The 18,102-nt window shown below is 62.7% G+C and carries 17 protein-coding genes; 10 read left to right on the top strand and 7 right to left on the bottom strand.

Going from position 1 to position 18,102, the window contains the following annotated elements:
- Nucleotides 1-5: 5 nt before the first annotated feature.
- From AWB76_RS08815 to fae, 4 genes are all read right to left on the bottom strand, one after another.
- Nucleotides 6-1,376 carry an MFS transporter gene (locus tag AWB76_RS08815; protein ID WP_061159728.1) on the bottom strand — a complete coding sequence of 457 codons (1,371 nt, stop codon included), beginning with the start codon at nucleotides 1,374-1,376 and terminating at the stop codon, nucleotides 6-8.
- A gap of 108 nt (nucleotides 1,377-1,484) precedes the next feature.
- Nucleotides 1,485-2,924, bottom strand: a complete 1,440-nt coding sequence (locus tag AWB76_RS08810; RefSeq protein WP_061159727.1) for an NAD-dependent succinate-semialdehyde dehydrogenase — start codon at nucleotides 2,922-2,924, stop codon at nucleotides 1,485-1,487.
- The gene (locus AWB76_RS08805) at nucleotides 2,921-3,958 is read right to left on the bottom strand and encodes an aldo/keto reductase (RefSeq protein ID WP_061159726.1); all 1,038 of its coding nucleotides are present in this window, start codon (nucleotides 3,956-3,958) and stop codon (nucleotides 2,921-2,923) included. The genes AWB76_RS08810 and AWB76_RS08805 overlap by 4 nt, the downstream gene beginning before the upstream one ends.
- Before the next feature lie 11 nt (nucleotides 3,959-3,969).
- Nucleotides 3,970-4,479, bottom strand: coding sequence for a formaldehyde-activating enzyme (gene fae, locus AWB76_RS08800; RefSeq protein WP_061159725.1), 510 nt, complete (start codon nucleotides 4,477-4,479; stop codon nucleotides 3,970-3,972).
- Nucleotides 4,480-4,721: 242 nt separating this feature from the next.
- Between fae and AWB76_RS08795 the strand changes: the two genes are divergently transcribed.
- Genes AWB76_RS08795 through AWB76_RS08785 form a run of 3 tightly spaced genes read left to right on the top strand, consistent with a single transcriptional unit; the run spans nucleotide 4,722 to nucleotide 6,613 of the window.
- Nucleotides 4,722-5,423, top strand: a complete 702-nt coding sequence (locus AWB76_RS08795; protein ID WP_061159724.1) for a 4'-phosphopantetheinyl transferase family protein — start codon at nucleotides 4,722-4,724, stop codon at nucleotides 5,421-5,423.
- Nucleotides 5,424-5,469: 46 nt separating this feature from the next.
- On the top strand, nucleotides 5,470-6,231 hold the full coding sequence (locus tag AWB76_RS08790; protein WP_061159723.1) for a phosphatase PAP2 family protein: 762 nt from the start codon (nucleotides 5,470-5,472) through the stop codon (nucleotides 6,229-6,231).
- A gap of 58 nt (nucleotides 6,232-6,289) precedes the next feature.
- A complete protein-coding gene (locus tag AWB76_RS08785; protein WP_061159722.1) occupies nucleotides 6,290-6,613 on the top strand; it encodes a hypothetical protein in 324 nt (107 codons plus the stop codon).
- A 61-nt stretch (nucleotides 6,614-6,674) separates the two neighbouring features.
- On the opposite strand, the gene AWB76_RS08780 is transcribed toward AWB76_RS08785, so the two are convergent.
- From AWB76_RS08780 to AWB76_RS08770, 3 genes are read right to left on the bottom strand one after another with little or no spacing between them, the layout of a single operon-like run.
- The gene (locus AWB76_RS08780) at nucleotides 6,675-7,535 is read right to left on the bottom strand and encodes an ABC transporter permease (protein ID WP_061159721.1); all 861 of its coding nucleotides are present in this window, start codon (nucleotides 7,533-7,535) and stop codon (nucleotides 6,675-6,677) included.
- 23 nt (nucleotides 7,536-7,558) lie between these two features.
- A complete protein-coding gene (locus AWB76_RS08775; RefSeq protein WP_061159720.1) occupies nucleotides 7,559-8,347 on the bottom strand; it encodes an ABC transporter ATP-binding protein in 789 nt (262 codons plus the stop codon).
- A gap of 10 nt (nucleotides 8,348-8,357) precedes the next feature.
- The gene (locus AWB76_RS08770; RefSeq protein ID WP_061159719.1) at nucleotides 8,358-9,374 is read right to left on the bottom strand and encodes an ABC transporter substrate-binding protein; all 1,017 of its coding nucleotides are present in this window, start codon (nucleotides 9,372-9,374) and stop codon (nucleotides 8,358-8,360) included.
- A 169-nt stretch (nucleotides 9,375-9,543) separates the two neighbouring features.
- Between AWB76_RS08770 and AWB76_RS08765 the strand changes: the two genes are divergently transcribed.
- From AWB76_RS08765 to AWB76_RS08735, 7 genes are all read left to right on the top strand, one after another.
- Nucleotides 9,544-10,221 (top strand): response regulator transcription factor, encoded by a 678-nt coding sequence (locus tag AWB76_RS08765; RefSeq protein WP_061159718.1) that lies wholly within the window; start codon nucleotides 9,544-9,546, stop codon nucleotides 10,219-10,221.
- Entirely contained in the window at nucleotides 10,211-11,587 is a 1,377-nt protein-coding gene (locus tag AWB76_RS08760; RefSeq protein WP_061159717.1) for a sensor histidine kinase, read from the top strand. Before AWB76_RS08765 ends, AWB76_RS08760 begins: the two co-directional genes overlap by 11 nt.
- Before the next feature lie 219 nt (nucleotides 11,588-11,806).
- Complete coding sequence (locus AWB76_RS08755; protein WP_244173274.1) at nucleotides 11,807-12,406, top strand: M12 family metallopeptidase; 600 nt, start codon at nucleotides 11,807-11,809, stop codon at nucleotides 12,404-12,406.
- 250 nt (nucleotides 12,407-12,656) lie between these two features.
- Nucleotides 12,657-14,288, top strand: coding sequence for an ATPase (locus AWB76_RS08750; protein WP_244173273.1), 1,632 nt, complete (start codon nucleotides 12,657-12,659; stop codon nucleotides 14,286-14,288).
- Between the two features lie 183 nt (nucleotides 14,289-14,471).
- The gene (locus AWB76_RS08745; RefSeq protein ID WP_061159715.1) at nucleotides 14,472-15,782 is read left to right on the top strand and encodes an MFS transporter; all 1,311 of its coding nucleotides are present in this window, start codon (nucleotides 14,472-14,474) and stop codon (nucleotides 15,780-15,782) included.
- Between the two features lie 2 nt (nucleotides 15,783-15,784).
- Entirely contained in the window at nucleotides 15,785-16,852 is a 1,068-nt protein-coding gene (locus AWB76_RS08740) for a proline racemase family protein (RefSeq protein ID WP_061159714.1), read from the top strand.
- Nucleotides 16,849-18,096: an NAD(P)/FAD-dependent oxidoreductase gene (locus AWB76_RS08735; RefSeq protein WP_244173272.1), complete on the top strand. Its 1,248-nt coding sequence runs from the start codon at nucleotides 16,849-16,851 to the stop codon at nucleotides 18,094-18,096. The genes AWB76_RS08740 and AWB76_RS08735 overlap by 4 nt, the downstream gene beginning before the upstream one ends.
- Nucleotides 18,097-18,102 lie beyond the last annotated feature (6 nt).

Below are 18,102 nucleotides of genomic sequence, written 5' to 3'. Positions count from 1 at the left end.
GGTGTTTATCCGCCGCTCGCCTGACTCAACGTCAGATGCTTGGTCTCCGGCGCCCAGGCGATCGAAACCAGCATCCCAATGAGCAACACGACCGCGAGCGCGAGCATCGTCATCTGCACGCCGGCCTGCGCGATGCCGATAGGCAGCAGGAACGTTCCCACCGCCGATCCGAGCCGGCTGCACGCGATCGACAGTCCCACGCCGCACGCCCGCGCCTCGGTCGGAAAGCATTCCGGCGGAAACACGCCGACGAGATTCGAGAACGCCGACATCGTCAACGTGAACACGCCGAACGCGACGATCATCCCCACATTCGCCGATGACGGCAGCACGCTCAACGCGAACAGCGACAGACAGCACACCGCGAACGATCCGATCAGGAACGAGCGACGCGAAAGCTTGATCGTCAGCCAGATGCCGATCAACGCGCCCAGCACGAGAAAGCCGTTGAGCAGCAGATCGGCGCCCGATCCTTCGGGCAGGCGGATCGCCGTGAGAATGCTAGGCAGAAACGTGTAAATCGCGAAATACGGAATCACGAGACACACGAAGAACGCGCAATTGAAGATCGTGCGGCGAATCAGGTCCGGCTTGAACAGGCGCGCAAAACCGCCCTTGCCGGAGAAGTGCTCGCCGGTATCGGCTTCGAGCGTCACGTTCGGGCCGAAGTGCTTGCGCACGATGCGCATCGCTTCATCCACGCGGCCCTGGCCGAGCAGCCAGCGCGGCGACTCCGGCGTGCCGACGCGCAGGATCAGCACGAGAAACGCCGGCACGCCAGCGGAGGCGAGCAGCCAGCGCCACGCATCCGGCGACGCATCCGCGTAATGCATGCCGAGCACGTTCGCGATCACATAGCCGATCGTCCAGATCACGCTGAACGAGCCGAGCAGCACGCCGCGATGCTTGCGCGGCGAGAACTCCGCGAGAATCGCATGACCGACGGCGAAGTCGCCGCCCATGCCGAAGCCGATCAGGACGCGCAAGCCGACCAGCATCGCGGGCGTGGTCGCATAGAACTGCGCGAAAGCCGCCGCCGTGATGATGATGAAGCTCAGCAGGAATATCTTCTGGCGGCCGAGTTTGTCCGAAAGCCAGCCGAATACAAGACTGCCGATAAAAATGCCGATCAGCGCCGACGAACCGAGCAGGCCCATCCAGAAGGCATCGAGCGGAATCTGTTTGTTCAGCGACGACAACGCGTAACCGATCGTGCCGAGCGCATAACCTTCCGTGAAGTGCGCGCCGAACGTCAGACCCGCGATCTTCACGTGGAAGCGGTTGAGCGGAACATCGTCGAGGGCGACGCGATTGCGCGACGCATCGAACGGCGCGGCGGCGCCGGGCGCGAGCGGCTGCGCGCTCAGGCTTTGCATATCCAAGAGTATCTCCTCCACTTTCAGGTGGGGCGGCGCATTCTACGCCGCAGGAAAGCCGCGCACGCGATGGCGTTATCGTTCGTGCGTGCGCGGTGTGGCGATGAATCAGCGGCCGAGTCCGGCCATCATCATGTACTTGAGTTCCATGTACTCATCGAGCCCGTACTTCGATCCTTCGCGGCCCAGTCCCGACTGCTTCACGCCGCCGAAGGGCGCGACTTCCGTCGAGATGATGCCTTCGTTGATGCCGACCATGCCGGTCTCGAGCGCCTCCGCGACGCGCCACGCGCGGCCAAGATCGCGCGTGTAGAAGTACGCGGAAAGGCCGTAGGGCGTGTCGTTCGCCGCGGCGATCACGTCATCTTCCGTTGCGAAGCGCAAGCACGCGGCCACGGGACCGAAGGTTTCTTCATCGGCGATGAGCATCGAAGACTTGGCGTCCGCGAGAACAGTCGGCTCGTAGAACGTGCCGCCGAGCGCGTGCCGCTTGCCGCCGGTCAGCACCTTCGCGCCCTTGCTCACGGCATCGGCGACATGGGTCTGCACCTTCGTCAGCGCGGCCTCGTTGATGAGCGGACCCTGATCGAACTCGCCTTCCAGCCCGTTACCGACGCGCAGCTTGTGCACCGCGCGCGTCAACGCCTGCGTGAAGGCATCGTAGACGCCGTCCTGCACGAAGAACCGATTCACGCATACGCACGTCTGCCCGGTATTGCGGAACTTCGACGCGATCGCGCCCTGCACGGCGGCGTCGATATCGGCATCGTCGAATACGATGAAGGGCGCGTTGCCGCCGAGTTCCAGCGACAGCTTCTTCAACGTATCCGCCGACTGCTTCGCGAGCAGCTTGCCGACGCGCGTCGAACCGGTGAACGAGAGCTTGCGCACATCCGGCGATTCGGTCAGCACCGAGCCGATGGCGACGGCATCGCCGGACACGACGTTGAGCACGCCCGCCGGAATGCCCGCTTCCTCCGCGAGCACCGCCAAAGCGAACGCCGACAGCGGCGTTTCTTCGGACGGCTTCAGCACCATCGTGCAGCCTGCGGCCAGCGCGGGGCCGGCTTTGCGCGTGATCATCGCGAGCGGGAAATTCCACGGCGTGATGGCCGCGACGACACCGACCGGCTCGCGCGTGACGACGATCTTCGAGTTCGGCTTCGGACTCGGGATGATGTCGCCGTAGCTGCGCTTCGCTTCTTCCGCGAACCATTCGAGGAAGCTCGCCGCGTAGGCGACTTCACCGAGCGCTTCGGCGAGCGGCTTGCCTTGCTCGCGCGTCAGCAGTTCCGCGAGCGTGTTGCGGTTGGCGAGCATCAGTTCGCCCCAACGCTTCACGCGTGCGCTGCGTTCTTTCGCGGTCAGCGCGCGCCATGCGGGGAAGGCGCGCTTCGCGGCATCGATGGCCTGCTGCGTTTCCGCGCCGCCGCCGCGCGCGACGTTGGCGATCACGTCGCCCGTCGCGGGATTGCGCACGGGATACGTGCTCGCGCTTTCGCGCCACTTTCCGTCGATGTAATGATTCGATTGCAACAGGTTCGTCATGCCGCGCGCTCCAGTGTGTTCTCGAAGGCGCCCTGAGCGGCGCGCGCCTCACGCGCGATGCGCCGTCCCGCCGTGTAATCGTTGATGAGATCGCACGGCGTGTAGTTGCGCTCGAGTTCGTGGAGTTCGTCGTCGTCGAGCTTCGTGTCGAGCGCGGCGAGGGCGCTGTCGAATTGCGCCGCGGAATCCGCGCCGACGAGCATCGACGAAATGCCCCGACGGCTCAGCACCCACGCCTGCGCGATCTGCGCCGCCGGCACGCCGCGCCGCGCCGCGACACGCGCGACCGATGCCGCGATCTCCTGCGATGCGCGATCGCCGTACATCTGCGCGGTGAAGAAGTCGGTCTGATTGCGTGTGGACTTCGCGTCGGAGGTCAGCAGGCCGCGCGCGAGCGGACTGAACACCGAGACGCCGACGCCCTGATCGATGCAGTAGGGAACCATCTCGCGCTCTTCCTCGCGATACGCGACGTTCAACTGCAACTGCATGTTGATCGGCTTGTGCCAGCCGTGGCGCTCGCATGCCTGCATGATCTTTGCGAACTGCCACGTGTACATCGTCGACACGCCGATGTAACGCGCCTTGCCCGCGCGCACGATGTCGTCGAGCGCGCCCATCGTTTCTTCGACGGGCGTGTTCACGTCGAAGTAATGCAGCATGTAGATATCGACGTAATCCATGCCGAGACGCTTCAGCGAACCGTCGATGCCGTCCATGATGTGCTTGCGCGAATGGCCGCCCGCGTTCGGGTAGCTCGCCATGTCGTAGCCGACTTTCGTCGTCACGACGACTTCCTCGCGCTTGACGAGCCGCTTCAGAATGCGGCCGACGACTTCTTCGCCCACGCCCGTCGAATAGAAGTCCGCCAGATCGATGAAGTTCACGCCCGCGTCGAGCGCGTGCTTCACGATCGGCTCGCTTTGCGCTTCATCGAAAATCCACGGCTTCCATTGCGGCGTGCCCATGTTCATCGTGCCGAGGCACAGGCGCGAAACCTTCAGGCCGGACTGGCCGAGACGTACGTATTCCATGTGAAGGCTCCTTACTTCTTCGGCGTGTAGAACGGGTTCGACACGTCGCGCGCGGCCTTGAACACGGCTTCCTTGCGCGGCAGCCCTTCCATCGCGGCGATGATCGCGTTCTTGCACGCGCGATAGTTGTTCTCGAAGACGGCGTCGAGATCGTCGGTCTTCGGATTGACCCAGTTCGCCGACACGACCACCCAGTCGTTCTCCGCTTCCGGCGGCAGCGTGCCGTTTTCGAGCGATTCGGCCACCGCCTTCGCGATGCCCGCCTGCGATGCGCCCCAGGTCGCGTTGCCGTGGAAATCGCCGTCGATCTGCGCCTTGTTGACGTAGAGCGTGAGCGGCTTGGTCGGCACGCCCGGCTGGGCGATCACGACGAACGGCGCGTGACCGGCGGACGGCGTCGCGAGCGCGGTCGCGAATGCCTGACCGGCCGGGCCGTTGCGCGGGCCGACCAGCACGTTGATGTGAGCGAGATTGACGCCCGGGCCTTCGAAGCCTTCGCCGATGAACAGATTCTTTTCCATTGACTCCTTCCTTGTGTCCGCGTGATGTGCAGGGTTCGACCACCGTTGCGGTGGATGTGAGGCATTCTGCGGCGGGCGTCGCGCGGGAAGGAATCGAGGATTTTTGAGGATGGGATTGATGAAAGCTCAACTCGGGGATGACCCGTAGGCCGGATAAGCGTCCCATAAGCATCCCGCGCAGAGAATCTGGGTTTGTTCTGAATGCGGAGCATTCCGGCGCGAGCCCGCCGGTGACTTTGCCGATGCGCATGCCCCCCATCGATCCTATCAATCAGCTCCACGCCACCAACGTCTCGTGGCGCTACTACGACCTCGCCAAATCGCGCGTGCAGATTCACGAACCGCCCGCGCCCGGCGAAGTCTGTCTATGGCTGGTGCCGAGCGAATTCCGCTTCGCGTCGGCGTCTAACATCGGGAACTGGCTCAGTCTCGCCGAACGCAAACGCGCGCGGCTGCATCCGAATTCGGCGCTCGGGCGGCGCTTTTCCGTCGCGCGCGCGACGCTGCGTCTCGTGCTCTCGCACATGCTGAATTGCGAGCCGCAAGATGTGGGCGTCGAGGACGAACCGGACGATCGCGTCGTCGTGACGCATCCGAACGTCGAAGGCGCGATTCACGTCGATGTCGCGTATTCGGGCATCTGGATCGTGCTGGCGGTGGCATCGGCGAAAATAGGACTGGGCCTCACCGTCGAGACGACCGGCAGCCAGGGCGCGGACGCCAGAAAGCTCATGTGGGACGAAGCGGCGCGGATCGGCGCAAGGCGCGCGGAGCGGGGCGGCGAATCGGGAGAGAACGCGAGCCAGGCCGACTGGCACGGCATCACACTGCCGATGCCCGGCGGAATCTGCGGCGTGCTCGTCGTGGACAAGCCGGTTGCGCGCGTGCAGGCGTTCGGCTGGGAACGGCCGCTCGAAGCGGAGGGCAACGCAGCCGCGTCCTGAGCCCGCGAGCGTCCGGTCATTCGGAATCGGGAGAAAACAGGACATCATGGATTACACGGCGCTCGCGCAACGCCATGCCATCGCGATCATCGCGATCGTGCTCTTCGTCGTTCCTGCGATCGCGGCTGGCGCGTGGGTCTGGGCCACGCGTCATCGGCGGGCTTCCGCGGCGGCGATCGCGGTCGCGGCGGGCGTGCCGGTCGTGGCCGGCGCGGCGGTGTTCATCGCCATCGCGACGCGCATCGCGCACGGCACGGCGTTTTCATCGGCGGATCAGCGTTTGCTCGACGCCGTGCGCGACGGCACGCCCGCATTCGTCGCGCGATGGTTCGCCGCGCTCACGCATCTCGGCGATCCGTGGTTTCTCACGCTGCTCTGCGCGCTCATGTGCGCGGCACTCGTCCTCACGCGCCGCTTCGGTCTTGCCGTGTACTTCGCCGCGGTCACGAGCGCAGGCGGCCTGCTCAATCATGCGTTGAAAGCGATGATGCGCCGCGGCCGTCCCACCGGCGCGACCGTGCCGTTGCCCGAAAGCTTCGCGTTCCCGAGCGGTCATACGTTCGGCTCGATCGTCTGCTACGGCATGTGCGCCTACGTGCTGCTGCGTTTCGCGCCGACGCGCCGCGATCCGCTCATCATTGCGCTGGCGTGCTTCATCGTGCTCGCGATCGGCACGAGCCGCGTCGTGATCGGCGTGCATTTTCCCGGCGATGTGATCGGTGGCTTCGCGTCGGGCGGCGCGTGGCTGGCGGCGTGCATCGGCGTAGCGGAGATCGATCGACGGCGTTCTCACACACTTTCGGAATAGTTCGATTGTCCCGCGCGGCCGATGCCGATAGTTTCAGACCTTTTGCGAGGCTGAAACGATGCTCAGATGGAAAGCGTATGGCGCGGCGAGCCTGGTCCTGGTGCTGATCGGCCTGAGCGGATGTGCGGCCTTTATCAAAGACCCCGATCCGCAGGAGTACATGGCCCCCGTGAAAGTCGGCATGGCGCGCGCGGAGGTCGAAGACAAACTCGGACCGCCCGACGGAAACTGGGGACCGTGGTATTCCGTGTGCACCGAATACGCGTTCAAGAAGCACGGCACCGACCGATGGTCCGTGTACTACAACAATCAGAGCCGCGTGGTCTACACGGAGCACGCGGGTTGCAACCTCGAGCGGGCGAAGCAGGTCGGCCTTCGCTGAACGCCCCAGAAAGGACGAACCCCACGCGCGCGTGGGGTTTGTCGATTTTGCCGAACGAATTTCAGTTCGCCGCAGGCCGCCACTTCAGCAGACGCTGCTCGACGGCGGTCAAAAGATAATCCGCCGCGAGCGCGACGACCGCGAGCACGATCATCGCCGCGAACACGCCGCTTGCGTTGAACGCGCCTTGCGCCGTCGAAATCAGCAAGCCGATGCCTTGCTTCGAACCGAGAAACTCGCCGACGACCGCGCCGACCAGCGCGAAGCCGAAGCTCACGTGCAGGCTCGCGAGAATCCACGAAAGCGCCGACGGAATCACCACCGACGTCGTCACCTGACGACGCGACGCGCCGAGAATCTGCGCATTCGCGATCATGTAGCGGTCTGCTTCGCGCACGCCCTGAAACGCATTGGCGAACACGACGAAGAAGACCATCACCACGGCGAGCGCGACTTTCGACGCCATCCCGAGACCGAGCGCGATCACGAACACCGAGCCGAGCACCACGCGCGGAATCGAATTGGCGATCTTGATATAGAGGCTGAACACGTCCGACAGCAGCTTGTTGCGGCCGAGCACGATGCCGCAGACAATGCCGCCGGCCGAACCGATGAGAAAGCCGAGAATCGTCTCTTCCAGCGTGACCCACACTTGCGTGAGGAGCGGTCCTTGCGAAGTGCCTTCGACGAACCATTCGATGATCTGATCGAAGATCGCGGAGGGCATCGAAAAGAAGAACGGGTCGATCCAGTGAAGGCGAGCCGACACTTCCCATCCGCCGAGCACGAACACGAGCACCGCGATACGCAACCCGATGACGAGCGCATGGCGCTGCCGGATGCGCTTTTGCGCTTCGCGTTCGACTTGCGCGAGCGCGCCGGGATCGATGCCCGAGGGCATCGCTTGTTGAGGCGTGGACATAGTGATGTTCCTATGAAGCGGGTTCAACCGATCTGCACTTCTTCGCGCAGGTCGTGCCAGATATCGCGCGAAATCTCGATGAAGTGCGGGTGATAGCGAATCTCCGACGTGATGCGCGGACGCGGCAGGTCGATCTCGTAGACCTTCTTGAGCGTCGCGGGCCGCGCCGTCAGCACGAACACACGGTCTGCGAGCGCGATCGCTTCTTCGAGATCGTGCGTGACGAACACGACCGAGCCCGCGTTCCCCGACCACAGTTGCAGCAGCTCGTCCTGCATCAGCGTGCGCGTTTGCATGTCGAGCGCGGAGAACGGCTCGTCCATCAGCAGGATTTCGGGCTTGTTGATGAACGTCTGCGCGAGCGCAACGCGCTTTCGCATGCCGCCCGACAACTGATGCGGATAGTGCTTGCCGAACTTCTCGAGCCCGACGCGGCGCAGCCACGACTGCGCTTCGTCGTAAGCGGCGGACTTCGAGCGGCCGCGATACAGCGGCCCGGCCGCGACGTTATCGAGCACCGAGCGCCACGGGAACACGGCGTCGGCCTGAAACACGAAGCCGATGCGCGGATCGATGCCATCGACCGGCTGGCCCATCACGCGCACTTCGCCGGTCGTCGGCTTGAGCAGGCCGGTGATCATGCTGAGCGTGGTGGACTTGCCGCAACCGGTCGGACCGACGATCGCCACGAACTCGCCCTTCGCCACCGACATGCTGAAGTCACGCAGCGCGACCGTCGCCTTGCCGTCCGGCGAAATGAAGCGGCACGAGACGTTGCGCAACTCGATCGCGGGTTGAGTGGATTGATTCATCGTGAAAGCCTCACTTGGACGCCGTTGCCGTGCCCGACAGATATTCGTTCGAATACGTGCGCGCGAGATCGATATGCTTGCCCTTCACCGACGGATTGAACGCGGAGAGCACCTTCAGCACGGTGTCGGGGCCGTCGGCGGGCATCTTGCCGTCCTTGGTGAACATCGGCAGCGAGGCTTTCAGCGCGGCCACGTACAGGTCCTTGTTCTTCGCGTAATAGTCCTTCGGCATCTTCTCGGTGATCTCTTCGGCGCTGTGCGTCGCGATGAAATTCAGCGTCTTCGCGAACGCGCGCGAGAGCTTCGCGGCATCCGTCTTGTGCGATTCGGCCCACGCGCGCTGCACGTAGAAGCTCGACGCCGGATACGTGCCGCCGAGCGCGGCGCGCGTGCCTTCGAGCGTGCGCATGTCGACGAGCACCTTCGCCTCGCCGGTCTTGAGCAACTGCGAGACGGTCGGCTCGGTCGTCATGCCGGCATCGATGCGCTCCTGCTTGATCGCCGCGATGAAGCTCGCGTCCGCACCCACGGGCAGCAGCGTGTATTGCTTCGAGGTGACGCCGGCGCGCTGCGCGAGATACTGCGTGAGAAAGCTCGTCGATGAACCGAGGCCCGTCACGCCGAGCGTCTTGCCTTTCACGTCGGCCATGCTTTTGAGCGTGTCGGCTTGCTTGGTCGCGACCATTTCGACTTCGCCCGGCACCTGGCCGAAGATCACGAGCGCCTGCACTTCCTTGCCCTTGCTCTGCAAATCGATGGTGTGATCGTAGAAGCCCACGACGCCTTGCACCGCACCGGCCAGGAGTTCGTTTTCGGCATCGACGCCGGCGGGCTGCGAGAGAATTTCGACGTCGAGCCCTTCATCCTTAAAGTAGCCGAGCTGCTCGGTCAGCTTCGCGGGCAGATAGATGATCTTGGTCGCGCCGCCGACCATGATGGAAATCTTTTCGGCGTGAGCGGATACGGAAGCGGCAGCGAGGGCGAAAGCGATACCGGACACAGCAGCGATCTGGCGCAGAGTACGCATCAGGAGTCTCCTTGTTGTGGGCCGTGATGTAAGGGTTGGCCCGCTTTTTCAGTTGTGTGCGGCGATTATAGAAAGGTGAAACCTTCTGCCAGCTTTCTGTGCCGAAGGCAAATCATGGGTGTTAACCCGACGCTTCATCGGCCTTCGAAGCCAATACAATCGCGCCACCATGAAACTGCTGCTGATCGAAGACAATCCGACGCTTTCGCTCTGGCTCGCGAAGATGCTTGAACAGGAGTCGTTCACGCTCGAGGCCGTGCAGGACGGCGAATCCGCCGATCAACTGCTGCGCACGAATCAATACGATGTCGTGCTGCTCGATCTCAACCTTCCGCGTCTGTCCGGCAAGAATGTGCTGCGCCGCATGCGTCAGCGTGGCGACGCGACGCCGGTGATGATCCTCACGGCGAGCGGTTCCATCGACGAAAAAGTGGAGCTGCTCGGCGCGGGCGCGGACGACTATCTGGTGAAGCCTTTCGAAGTGCGCGAGCTCGTGGCGCGCGTGAAGGTGATGATCCGGCGGCGCAGTTCATCGACGGCGAACGAGGTGTCGTGCGGCGATCTCGTGTTCGATATCGACACGCATCAGTTCGCGCTCAAAGGCGCGCCGCTCAACGTGACGCCGCGCGAGCGCAGCGTGCTCGAAGCGCTGATATTGCGTCTCGGCAAGACGGTGTCGAAGGCGGCGCTGCTGGACGCGATCTTCACGCACGACGACAGCCCGAGCGAGGACGCGCTCGAAATCTACGTGTCGCGGCTGCGCAAGAAGCTCGATGGCAGTTCGGCGGCGATCGTCACGCTGCGCGGTCTGGGCTATCTGCTGCGCAAGAAGGACGATGACCAATAGCCTGCGCGTCCGTCTTCTGTGGTGGCTGCTCGTGCCGCTCGCGATCTACGTGTTCGTGACGGGCCAGGCCGCCTACGACAACGCGCGCCATACCGCCGATCTCGTGCAGGACAACACGCTGATCGCATCGGCGCGGATGATCGCGGGCGAGGTCGAATGGTCGGACGGGCGATTGCTCGTCGATATTCCGCCTGCCGCGCTCGAAGTGTTCGCGTCGCCGCAGGGCGATCAGGTCTTCTACAACGTCAGTGTCGACGATGGCCGGCTGCTCGCGGGCGTGCCGGATTTCCCGACGCGCGACGCAAACGGTCATGACTCGCCGAACTATTACGATGCGCAACTGAACGGCAAGCCGATACGCGCCGTTGGATTCGTGCGCCAGATGTACGACAACGGCGCGATACGTCGTGTGCTTGTGTCCGTCGGCAAGACCGAGGCGTCGCGCGATGCGATGTTGCGCGAGCTATGGCGTCCGCAACTCGTGCGGCAGATCGAGATGGTGCTGCTGGCCGTGGCGCTTGCGTGCATCGGCTTGACGTTCGAACTGCGGCCGTTGCTGAAGGTGAAGAAGGAAGTGATGGACCGCGATCCGATGCAGCTCGAACCCTTGCGCGTCGAGCGCTTGCATACGGAGCTGCGGCCTATCGTCGAGGCGATCAATCAGTGCATCGCGCGGCTCGGGCTTCAGGTGGCGGCGCAGCGGCGCTTCATCGCGGATGCGGCGCATCAGTTGCGCACGCCGCTCACGCTGCTGGAGACGCAGTTGCAGTTCGCGCGGCAGCATCGCGCGATGGAGCCGTCGCTGAACGAAGCGCTCGCGGCGATGCAGCGAAGCAATCGCTCGATGGTCGGCCTGACGAACAAGCTGTTGCTGCTCGCACAGGCGGAAGCCGCGGATTATGCGCAGCTTGCGCGGCAGAAGGTCGATCTCGCCGCCATCGCGCAGGACGTGATCGAAGATCTGGCGATGTTCGCGCAAAAGCGCGAGATCGATCTGGGCGCGGAGCTGGTCGAATCGACGTGGATCATCGGGCATGAAGGGTTGTTGTCGGCACTGGTTTACAACGTCACAGAGAACGCGATCCGCTATACGCAGGCGGGCGGTCATGTGACCGTCGCCGTGATGCGCGATGCGCAACGCGTGAAGCTCGCCGTCACCGATGACGGCCCCGGCATTCCCGCCGAAGCGCGCAGCCACGTGTTCGAGCCGTTCTATCGCGCGTCGGCCGATACGGAGGGGACAGGGCTCGGGTTGTCGATCGCGAAGGAAATCGTGCAGGCGCATCGGGGCGAGATCGGGCTTGCGCAGCGCGAGCATCCGGATCGCGGTGTGATCGTGACGGCGAGTTTCGCGGCGCTTTCGTGAATACTATGGAATGAACAATCGGTTCTAATCGGGCGTCGCGAAATATAATTCTTCTCGCGTGTGCGGCGGGCAACAGCGGAGAAGAAGATGAAGCGAATCGGGGTGTGGCTATTTGCATTATTGTTAGGAATGCTGCTGAGTGGATGCGGTGGAAGCGACAGCGCATCCGATGCGGCAAGCGCTGCGGCCAAAGACTCCACGGAACAATCGAATACGCAGATGAATGCCACGGACAAGGGATATGCGTTGTCTACGGTCATCTGGAAGCAGTTTCCCATCGGCGTTTGCTGGGACTTGAGCAACGCCGACTTCGCGCTGTATGTCAATCAGCGCACCTGGAGTCAGCAGGCGGTTCAGGACAGCTGGGAGGCGCATTCGGGCGTCGTGTTCACGGGCTGGCAGCAATGCACCAACGCGCCGAACTATTACGGCATCCGGATATCGGTGCAGGACAGCGCCGCGACCGGGCCGCATACGCAAGGCCTCGGGACGCAGATCAACAATATCGTCGGCGGCATGGTCTTCAACTTCACGTTCAGGAACTGGAGCACGAGTTGCGTGGGCCGCGAGGAATATTGCATTCGCGCCATCGCTGCGCATGAGTTCGGTCATGCGCTGGGTTTTGCGCATGAGCAGAATCGGCCGGACACGCCATCGACGACGTGCAAGGAGCCCGCGCAAGGCACCTACGGCGACACGATGATCGGCGCGTGGGATCTGGCGTCGATCATGAATTACTGCAATCCGCAATGGAACGGTAACGGACAGCTCAGTGCGACGGATATCGTGATGGCGCAGATGTTCTATGGAGTGCGATGAACGGGTTTCTTTTATGTGCTTATCGGATCAAATTGCAGCCTTAAGTCAATAGTGAAAGCACGTTGAAATATTGTGTAATGAAGTTTCTAACTTGATTACATATTAAAAATATACTTCTCCTGCCATGCGTGAGGATGCATGGTCTGTCATTACGGAGAAGAAGATGAGACGAATAAGAGGTTGGGTTTCGGCAATATGTTTAGGATTACTGTTGACTGCTTGCGGCGGAGGCGATAATGGCGGGAGTGGCGTGACTGCTACTGCCAAGAGCGCGGAGGAAACGTCGAGCGCGCAAGACAAGGCGACCGTCAAGGGATACGCGTTGTCGACTGCCATCTGGAAGCAGATTCCGATAGGTGTCTGCTGGGATATGAGCAGCGCCGATTTCGCGCAGTACTCGACGCAGCGCAATTGGACGCGCCAGGCTGTTCTGGATAGCTGGGAGGAAAACTCCGGCGTCGAGTTCACCGGATGGCAGCAATGCACGAACGACCCGAACTACTACGGTATTCGGATCACGGTCGAAGACATTGCAGGGTCGGGGCCGCACACGATGGGCTTAGGCGCGGCGTTGAATAACAAGGTCGGGGGCATGGCCTTGAACTTCACCTTCAAAAACTGGAGCACGGCGGGTTGCGTCGGTCGAGAGGAGTATTGCATTCGCAATGTGGCTGCACACGAGTTCGGTCATGCGCTGGGGTTCGCGCATGAGCAGAATCGGGCGGATACGCCGTCGTCGTGTAAGGAGCCGACGCAAGGCACCAATGGCGACACGATGATCGGTGCGTGGGACCTGGCGTCGATCATGAACTACTGCAATCCGGAGTGGAACGGTAATGGGAAGCTGAGCGCGACGGATATTGTGATGGCGCAGAAGTATTATGGGGTTCGGAAAGTCAAGGAGACAGTATATGTTCTGTCGAACGGCTCAGGTAACGTCAAGATGACTGCATATGACTTCCCCACCCTCGCTGTGAAGGCTACGTTCAGCGACATGCTGCCAAGCGACTTCAAAACAGTCGAATCCTTGTTCTCAAGTGTCGATGGCCGACGTGTGTATTTAACCATGTGGTCAAGCACTGGAGGGACTCGTCTGGTGACGATTGATACGGCGACCAATTCGATTATGAGCGTAGCCGACATTCCGGGTGTGATGGGTTATGGTGACCAAGTGCAGCCCGCTCTAGACGGGCGCCACGTCTACACAACACAGTTAACGAAGGTCAATGTGTTCGACACCGACTCCGGCAAGTTGACGCGGACGTTTGATCTACCGACGAACTCCTATGCGCGTCGGATAGCGACAGCGAAGAATGACCTAGGAGGCATCTACGTGTTGGGCTTCACGTACAACAATCCCGCGCCGGCCGAACAGGAAATTTTCCGCATCGACATCGCGACGGGTGCGATTACAAAGAGATACCCGTCGGGTACCCCACAGGACTATCGTCTCTATCAACTCGCCGTTACACCTGACGCAAAGAAGGCTTATGTGGTAAGCGCCGGCGCGCTGAAGGAGGTTGATCTGATAAGCGGCAACACGCGCGCATTGACTGACGTTCCTGAGAAGACGCCGCAATTCCTGACGGCGATTAGCAATACCCAAATCCTTTTCTCCGACGACAATTACACGAATCCGAATCCGATCATTGTTTATGACGTGAACACTCGGAAGAAGACGACAGCATTCGACACAGCGGTTCTGCTGCAGCAAGTCCAGTACGAGTCGAAGACGGGATCGATCTTCCATGCTCGCGGTACGAGCGGTTCCGTGAATCAGTTGCAACCGCGGGGGGACGGTACATACAAGAACGTCGATCTTGGCTTGTACGCCGCCGGCGTGCAAGGCGGCATAGCTCCATTCGTGTACGTCTCACGCTAACGCTTCGGGAAATATCGTAACGAAAAGGAAAGGACAAGTCCTGAGAACCGGACTTGTCCACAGAAGGAGCAAGTTCGGAAGCATCCGCACATTCCTAATTTTGGATCCAAAATCCTTGATTCAAAATCAAGACAGGCGCACAATCCCTCGGAACCGCATCTCAATGCCGCCGAGGGAACCATCATGACCGACCGAGCGAATGCCGTTGCGAACCCCTACACCGCGGGCGACAGCCCGCGCGTTTCATCGAAGTCCAGTCGCGCGGTCACCGCCGCCGTCGTCGGCAACATCCTCGAATGGTTCGATTTCGGCACGTACGCGTTTCTCGCGACCGTCATCGCCAAAGTGATGTTCCCGACCGGCGACGACTTCGCCGCCATGCTCGGCACCTTCGGCGCGTTCGGCCTGGGCTTCGCGGCGCGTCCGCTCGGCGCGATCATCTTCGGCTGGCTCGGCGACACGAAAGGCCGCAAGTGGACGCTCACCTTCGTCATGCCGCTGATGGCCGCCGCGACGCTCTTCATGGCGTTGCTGCCGACGTATGCGGCCATCGGCATCTGGGCGCCGATCCTGCTCGTCGCGGCGCGCATGTTGCAGGGCATTTCCGTCGGCGGCGAATTGGGTAACGCGGTGGCGTTTCTCGTCGAATGGGCGCCGCAGAACAAGCGCGGCTTCTACGGTAGCTTCCAGCAATGCAGCACGCTCGGCGGCATGCTGCTAGGCTCCGGCGCGGCCGCGCTCATGACCACGCTGCTCAGTCCGGAAGCGCTGCTCGACTGGGGCTGGCGCGTGCCGTTCATCATCGGTGCGATCGTGATTGGGCCGATCGGCTGGATCATCCGCAAGCGGAGCGAGGAAACGCCCGCCTACCAGAGCGCAAGCGGCGAAGCGCCCAAGACGAAAGGCCGCGCGCCCGCGCTGCTCGGTCTCCAGGCGTGCGGACTCGTGATCGTCTGGACGGTCTCGCTCTACGTGCTCCTCAACTATCTGCCGTCGTTCACGACGAAGTACGTCGGCATGCATCCGTCGACTGCGCTGTGGCTCAACACGGCGGGCCTGATCGTGATGACGGCATCGATTCCGTTCTGGGGCGCGGCGTCGGACCGCTTCGGACGCAAGCCCATTTACGCGATCGGCTGTATCGCGTTTCTCGTGCTGCCATATCCGATCTTCCATCTGATGCTCGAGTACAAGTCGGCGGCGGTCGTCGGCGCGGTGCAGGTGCTGGGCGGCGTGGTCATCGGCATATTTTCGGGTGTCGGCCCGGCCGTGCTCTCCGAACTCTTCCCGACGAAAATCCGCACGACGTGGATGTCGATCGGCTACGGCATCGCCAACGCGATATTCGGCGGTTTCGCGCCGATGATCTCCATCGCGCTCATCAAGGCGACCGGCTCGCCGCTCTCGCCCGCGTACTTCGTGATGCTCGCGGCGCTGCTTTCGACGATCACCGTCATGACCATCAAGGAGACGGCGCACGCGCCGCTGCAATAACCATGCGCTGGAATCGAACGCTCACAGTAGTGAACTGTCACGCCGAAGGCGAAGTCGGCAATGTCGTGACGGGCGGCGTCTTCGACGTGCCCGGCGCCACGATGTTCGACAAGATGATGCATCTCGAAGAAGTGCGCGACGACCTGCGCCGCATCTGTATCTTCGAGCCGCGCGGCTCGGCGAACCAGACGGTGAACTTCATCCTGCCCGCAACCGATCCGCGCGCGCAAATGGGCTACGTGATCGCGGAATCGACCGAATATCCGGCGATGTCCGGCTCGAACACGATGTGCGTCGCGACCGTGCTGCTCGAAACCGGCATCCTGCCGATGGTCGAGCCGGTCACCGAACTCGTGCTCGAAGCGCCCGCCGGTCTGATCCATCTGCGCTGCGCGTGCGCGAATGGCAAGGTCACGAAAGTCGAATTCACGAATCAGCCGGCGTTCGCGAATCATCTCGACAAGACGATCGAGGTCGAAGGCATCGGCAGTCTGGCCGTCGATGTCGGTTATGGCGGCATGACGTATGTGATCGTCGACGCGGAAAAGCTCGGCTTTCGCATCACGCCCGACGAAGCGCGCGAACTGTGCGAGCTGGGGCAAGTCATCAAGGCCGCGGCGGCGGAGCAGTTGCCGTCGCCGCATCCGCTCAATCCGCTCATCAAAGGCATCACGATGACCGAGTTCATCGGTCCGCTTTCGCGCGAGAACGGCGTGCTGAAGTCGCGCAACACGGTGATCGTGTCGCCGGGGCGCTGCGACCGTTCGCCATGCGGCACGGGCACGTCCGCGCGGCTCGCGGTGATGCACGCGAAAGGACTGATCGATGTGGGCGAGACCTTTCTGCACGAGTCGATCATCGGCTCGGTCTTCGAAAGCCGCATCGATTCCGTGACGCGTCTCGGCGATGTTCCCGCCGTCGTGCCCGTGGTCGCGGGACAGGCTTGGATCACGGCGATATCGCAAGTCGGCGTCGATCCGACCGATCGCTTTCAGAACGGCTTCACGCTCGCGGATACGTGGTGCGAAGCCGTCGACGACAAGCTGATCAAGTCGCGCGTGAGCTCATGAGCGTGGCGGATGACGACATGGCCGATGTCCTCGTGGTCGGTGCAGGCATCGTAGGACTGGCATGCGCGTGGGCCGCGCTGCGCGATGGCGCGCGCGTGACGATCGTCGATCGCGATTTCGAGGGCGATCGCGCATCGCACGGCAATGCGGGCGGCATCGCGGTGACGGAGAGCACGCCGATCGCGGTGCACGGCATGTTCACGAAAGCCGCGAAATGGCTGATGGACCCCCTCGGGCCGCTCGCGCTCGACTGGAAGCATGTGCCGAAGGCACTGCCGTGGTTCATGGCGTTTCGCCGCGCGAGCGAGCCGACGCGCTTTCAGGCGATCTCGCGTGCGCTCGCGTTGCTGAACAACCGCGTCTACGACGACATCCTGCCGATGTTCGACGATATCGGCGCAAGCGCGCTGCATTACCGGCGCGGCGCGCTGACGGTCTATGAAACCGATGAAGCCTTCGCCGCCGATGAAGCCGAATGGACCTTCAAACGCGAGCTGGGCGCGCGCTGGCACGCGTTGAACGCGCAGCAGGTGCGCGAGTGCGAGCCGTCGCTCGCGCCGGTCTTCAGGCATGGCGTGTTTCTCGACGACTGGTCGCATATCGGCGACCCGCGCCGCATCGTCACGCTGTTGCGCGAGCGCGTGCGTGCGCTCGGCGCGCGCTTCGTGACGGGCGTTGCGCGTGCGATCGAATCGCCGGAATCCGTCTTGCTCGATGACGGCGCGCGTCTGAAAGGACGGCGCATCGTGATTGCGGCGGGCGCGTGGTCGGCGGCGCTCGCGAAGTCGATCGGCGACCACGTGTTGCTCGAAAGCGAGCGCGGCTACAACGCGACGTTGCCGAGGCACGGCGTCAAGCTGACGCGCGAAGTGATCTTCGCGGAGCGCAAGTTCGTCGCGACGCCGCTCGATGTCGGCTTGCGCATCGGCGGCGCGGCGGAGTTCGCGGGCATCGATGCGCCGCCGAACTATCGGCGCAGCGACGCGCTGCTCGAATTGGGCAAGCGCTTCATTCCCGGCATCGACGATACGGACGCCGCGAAATGGATGGGTCATCGTCCCGCGACGCCCGATTCCCTGCCGGTGATCGGTGCGTCGCCGCGCATGCCATCCGTGGTTTATGCATTCGGACACGGACATCTCGGCCTCACGCAATCGGCGACGACCGCCGCACTCGTCGCCGATGTGCTCGCAGGCCGCACGCCGCGCGTGCCGCTCGTGCCGTACTCGATCGCACGTTTCTGAACTGGA

The organism is Caballeronia temeraria, assembly GCF_001544795.2.
In the GTDB taxonomy this organism is placed as follows: Bacteria; Pseudomonadota; Gammaproteobacteria; order Burkholderiales; family Burkholderiaceae; genus Caballeronia; species Caballeronia temeraria.
Note: the sequence above shows the minus strand (reverse complement) of the source record. Positions and strands in the feature narration are given on the sequence as shown.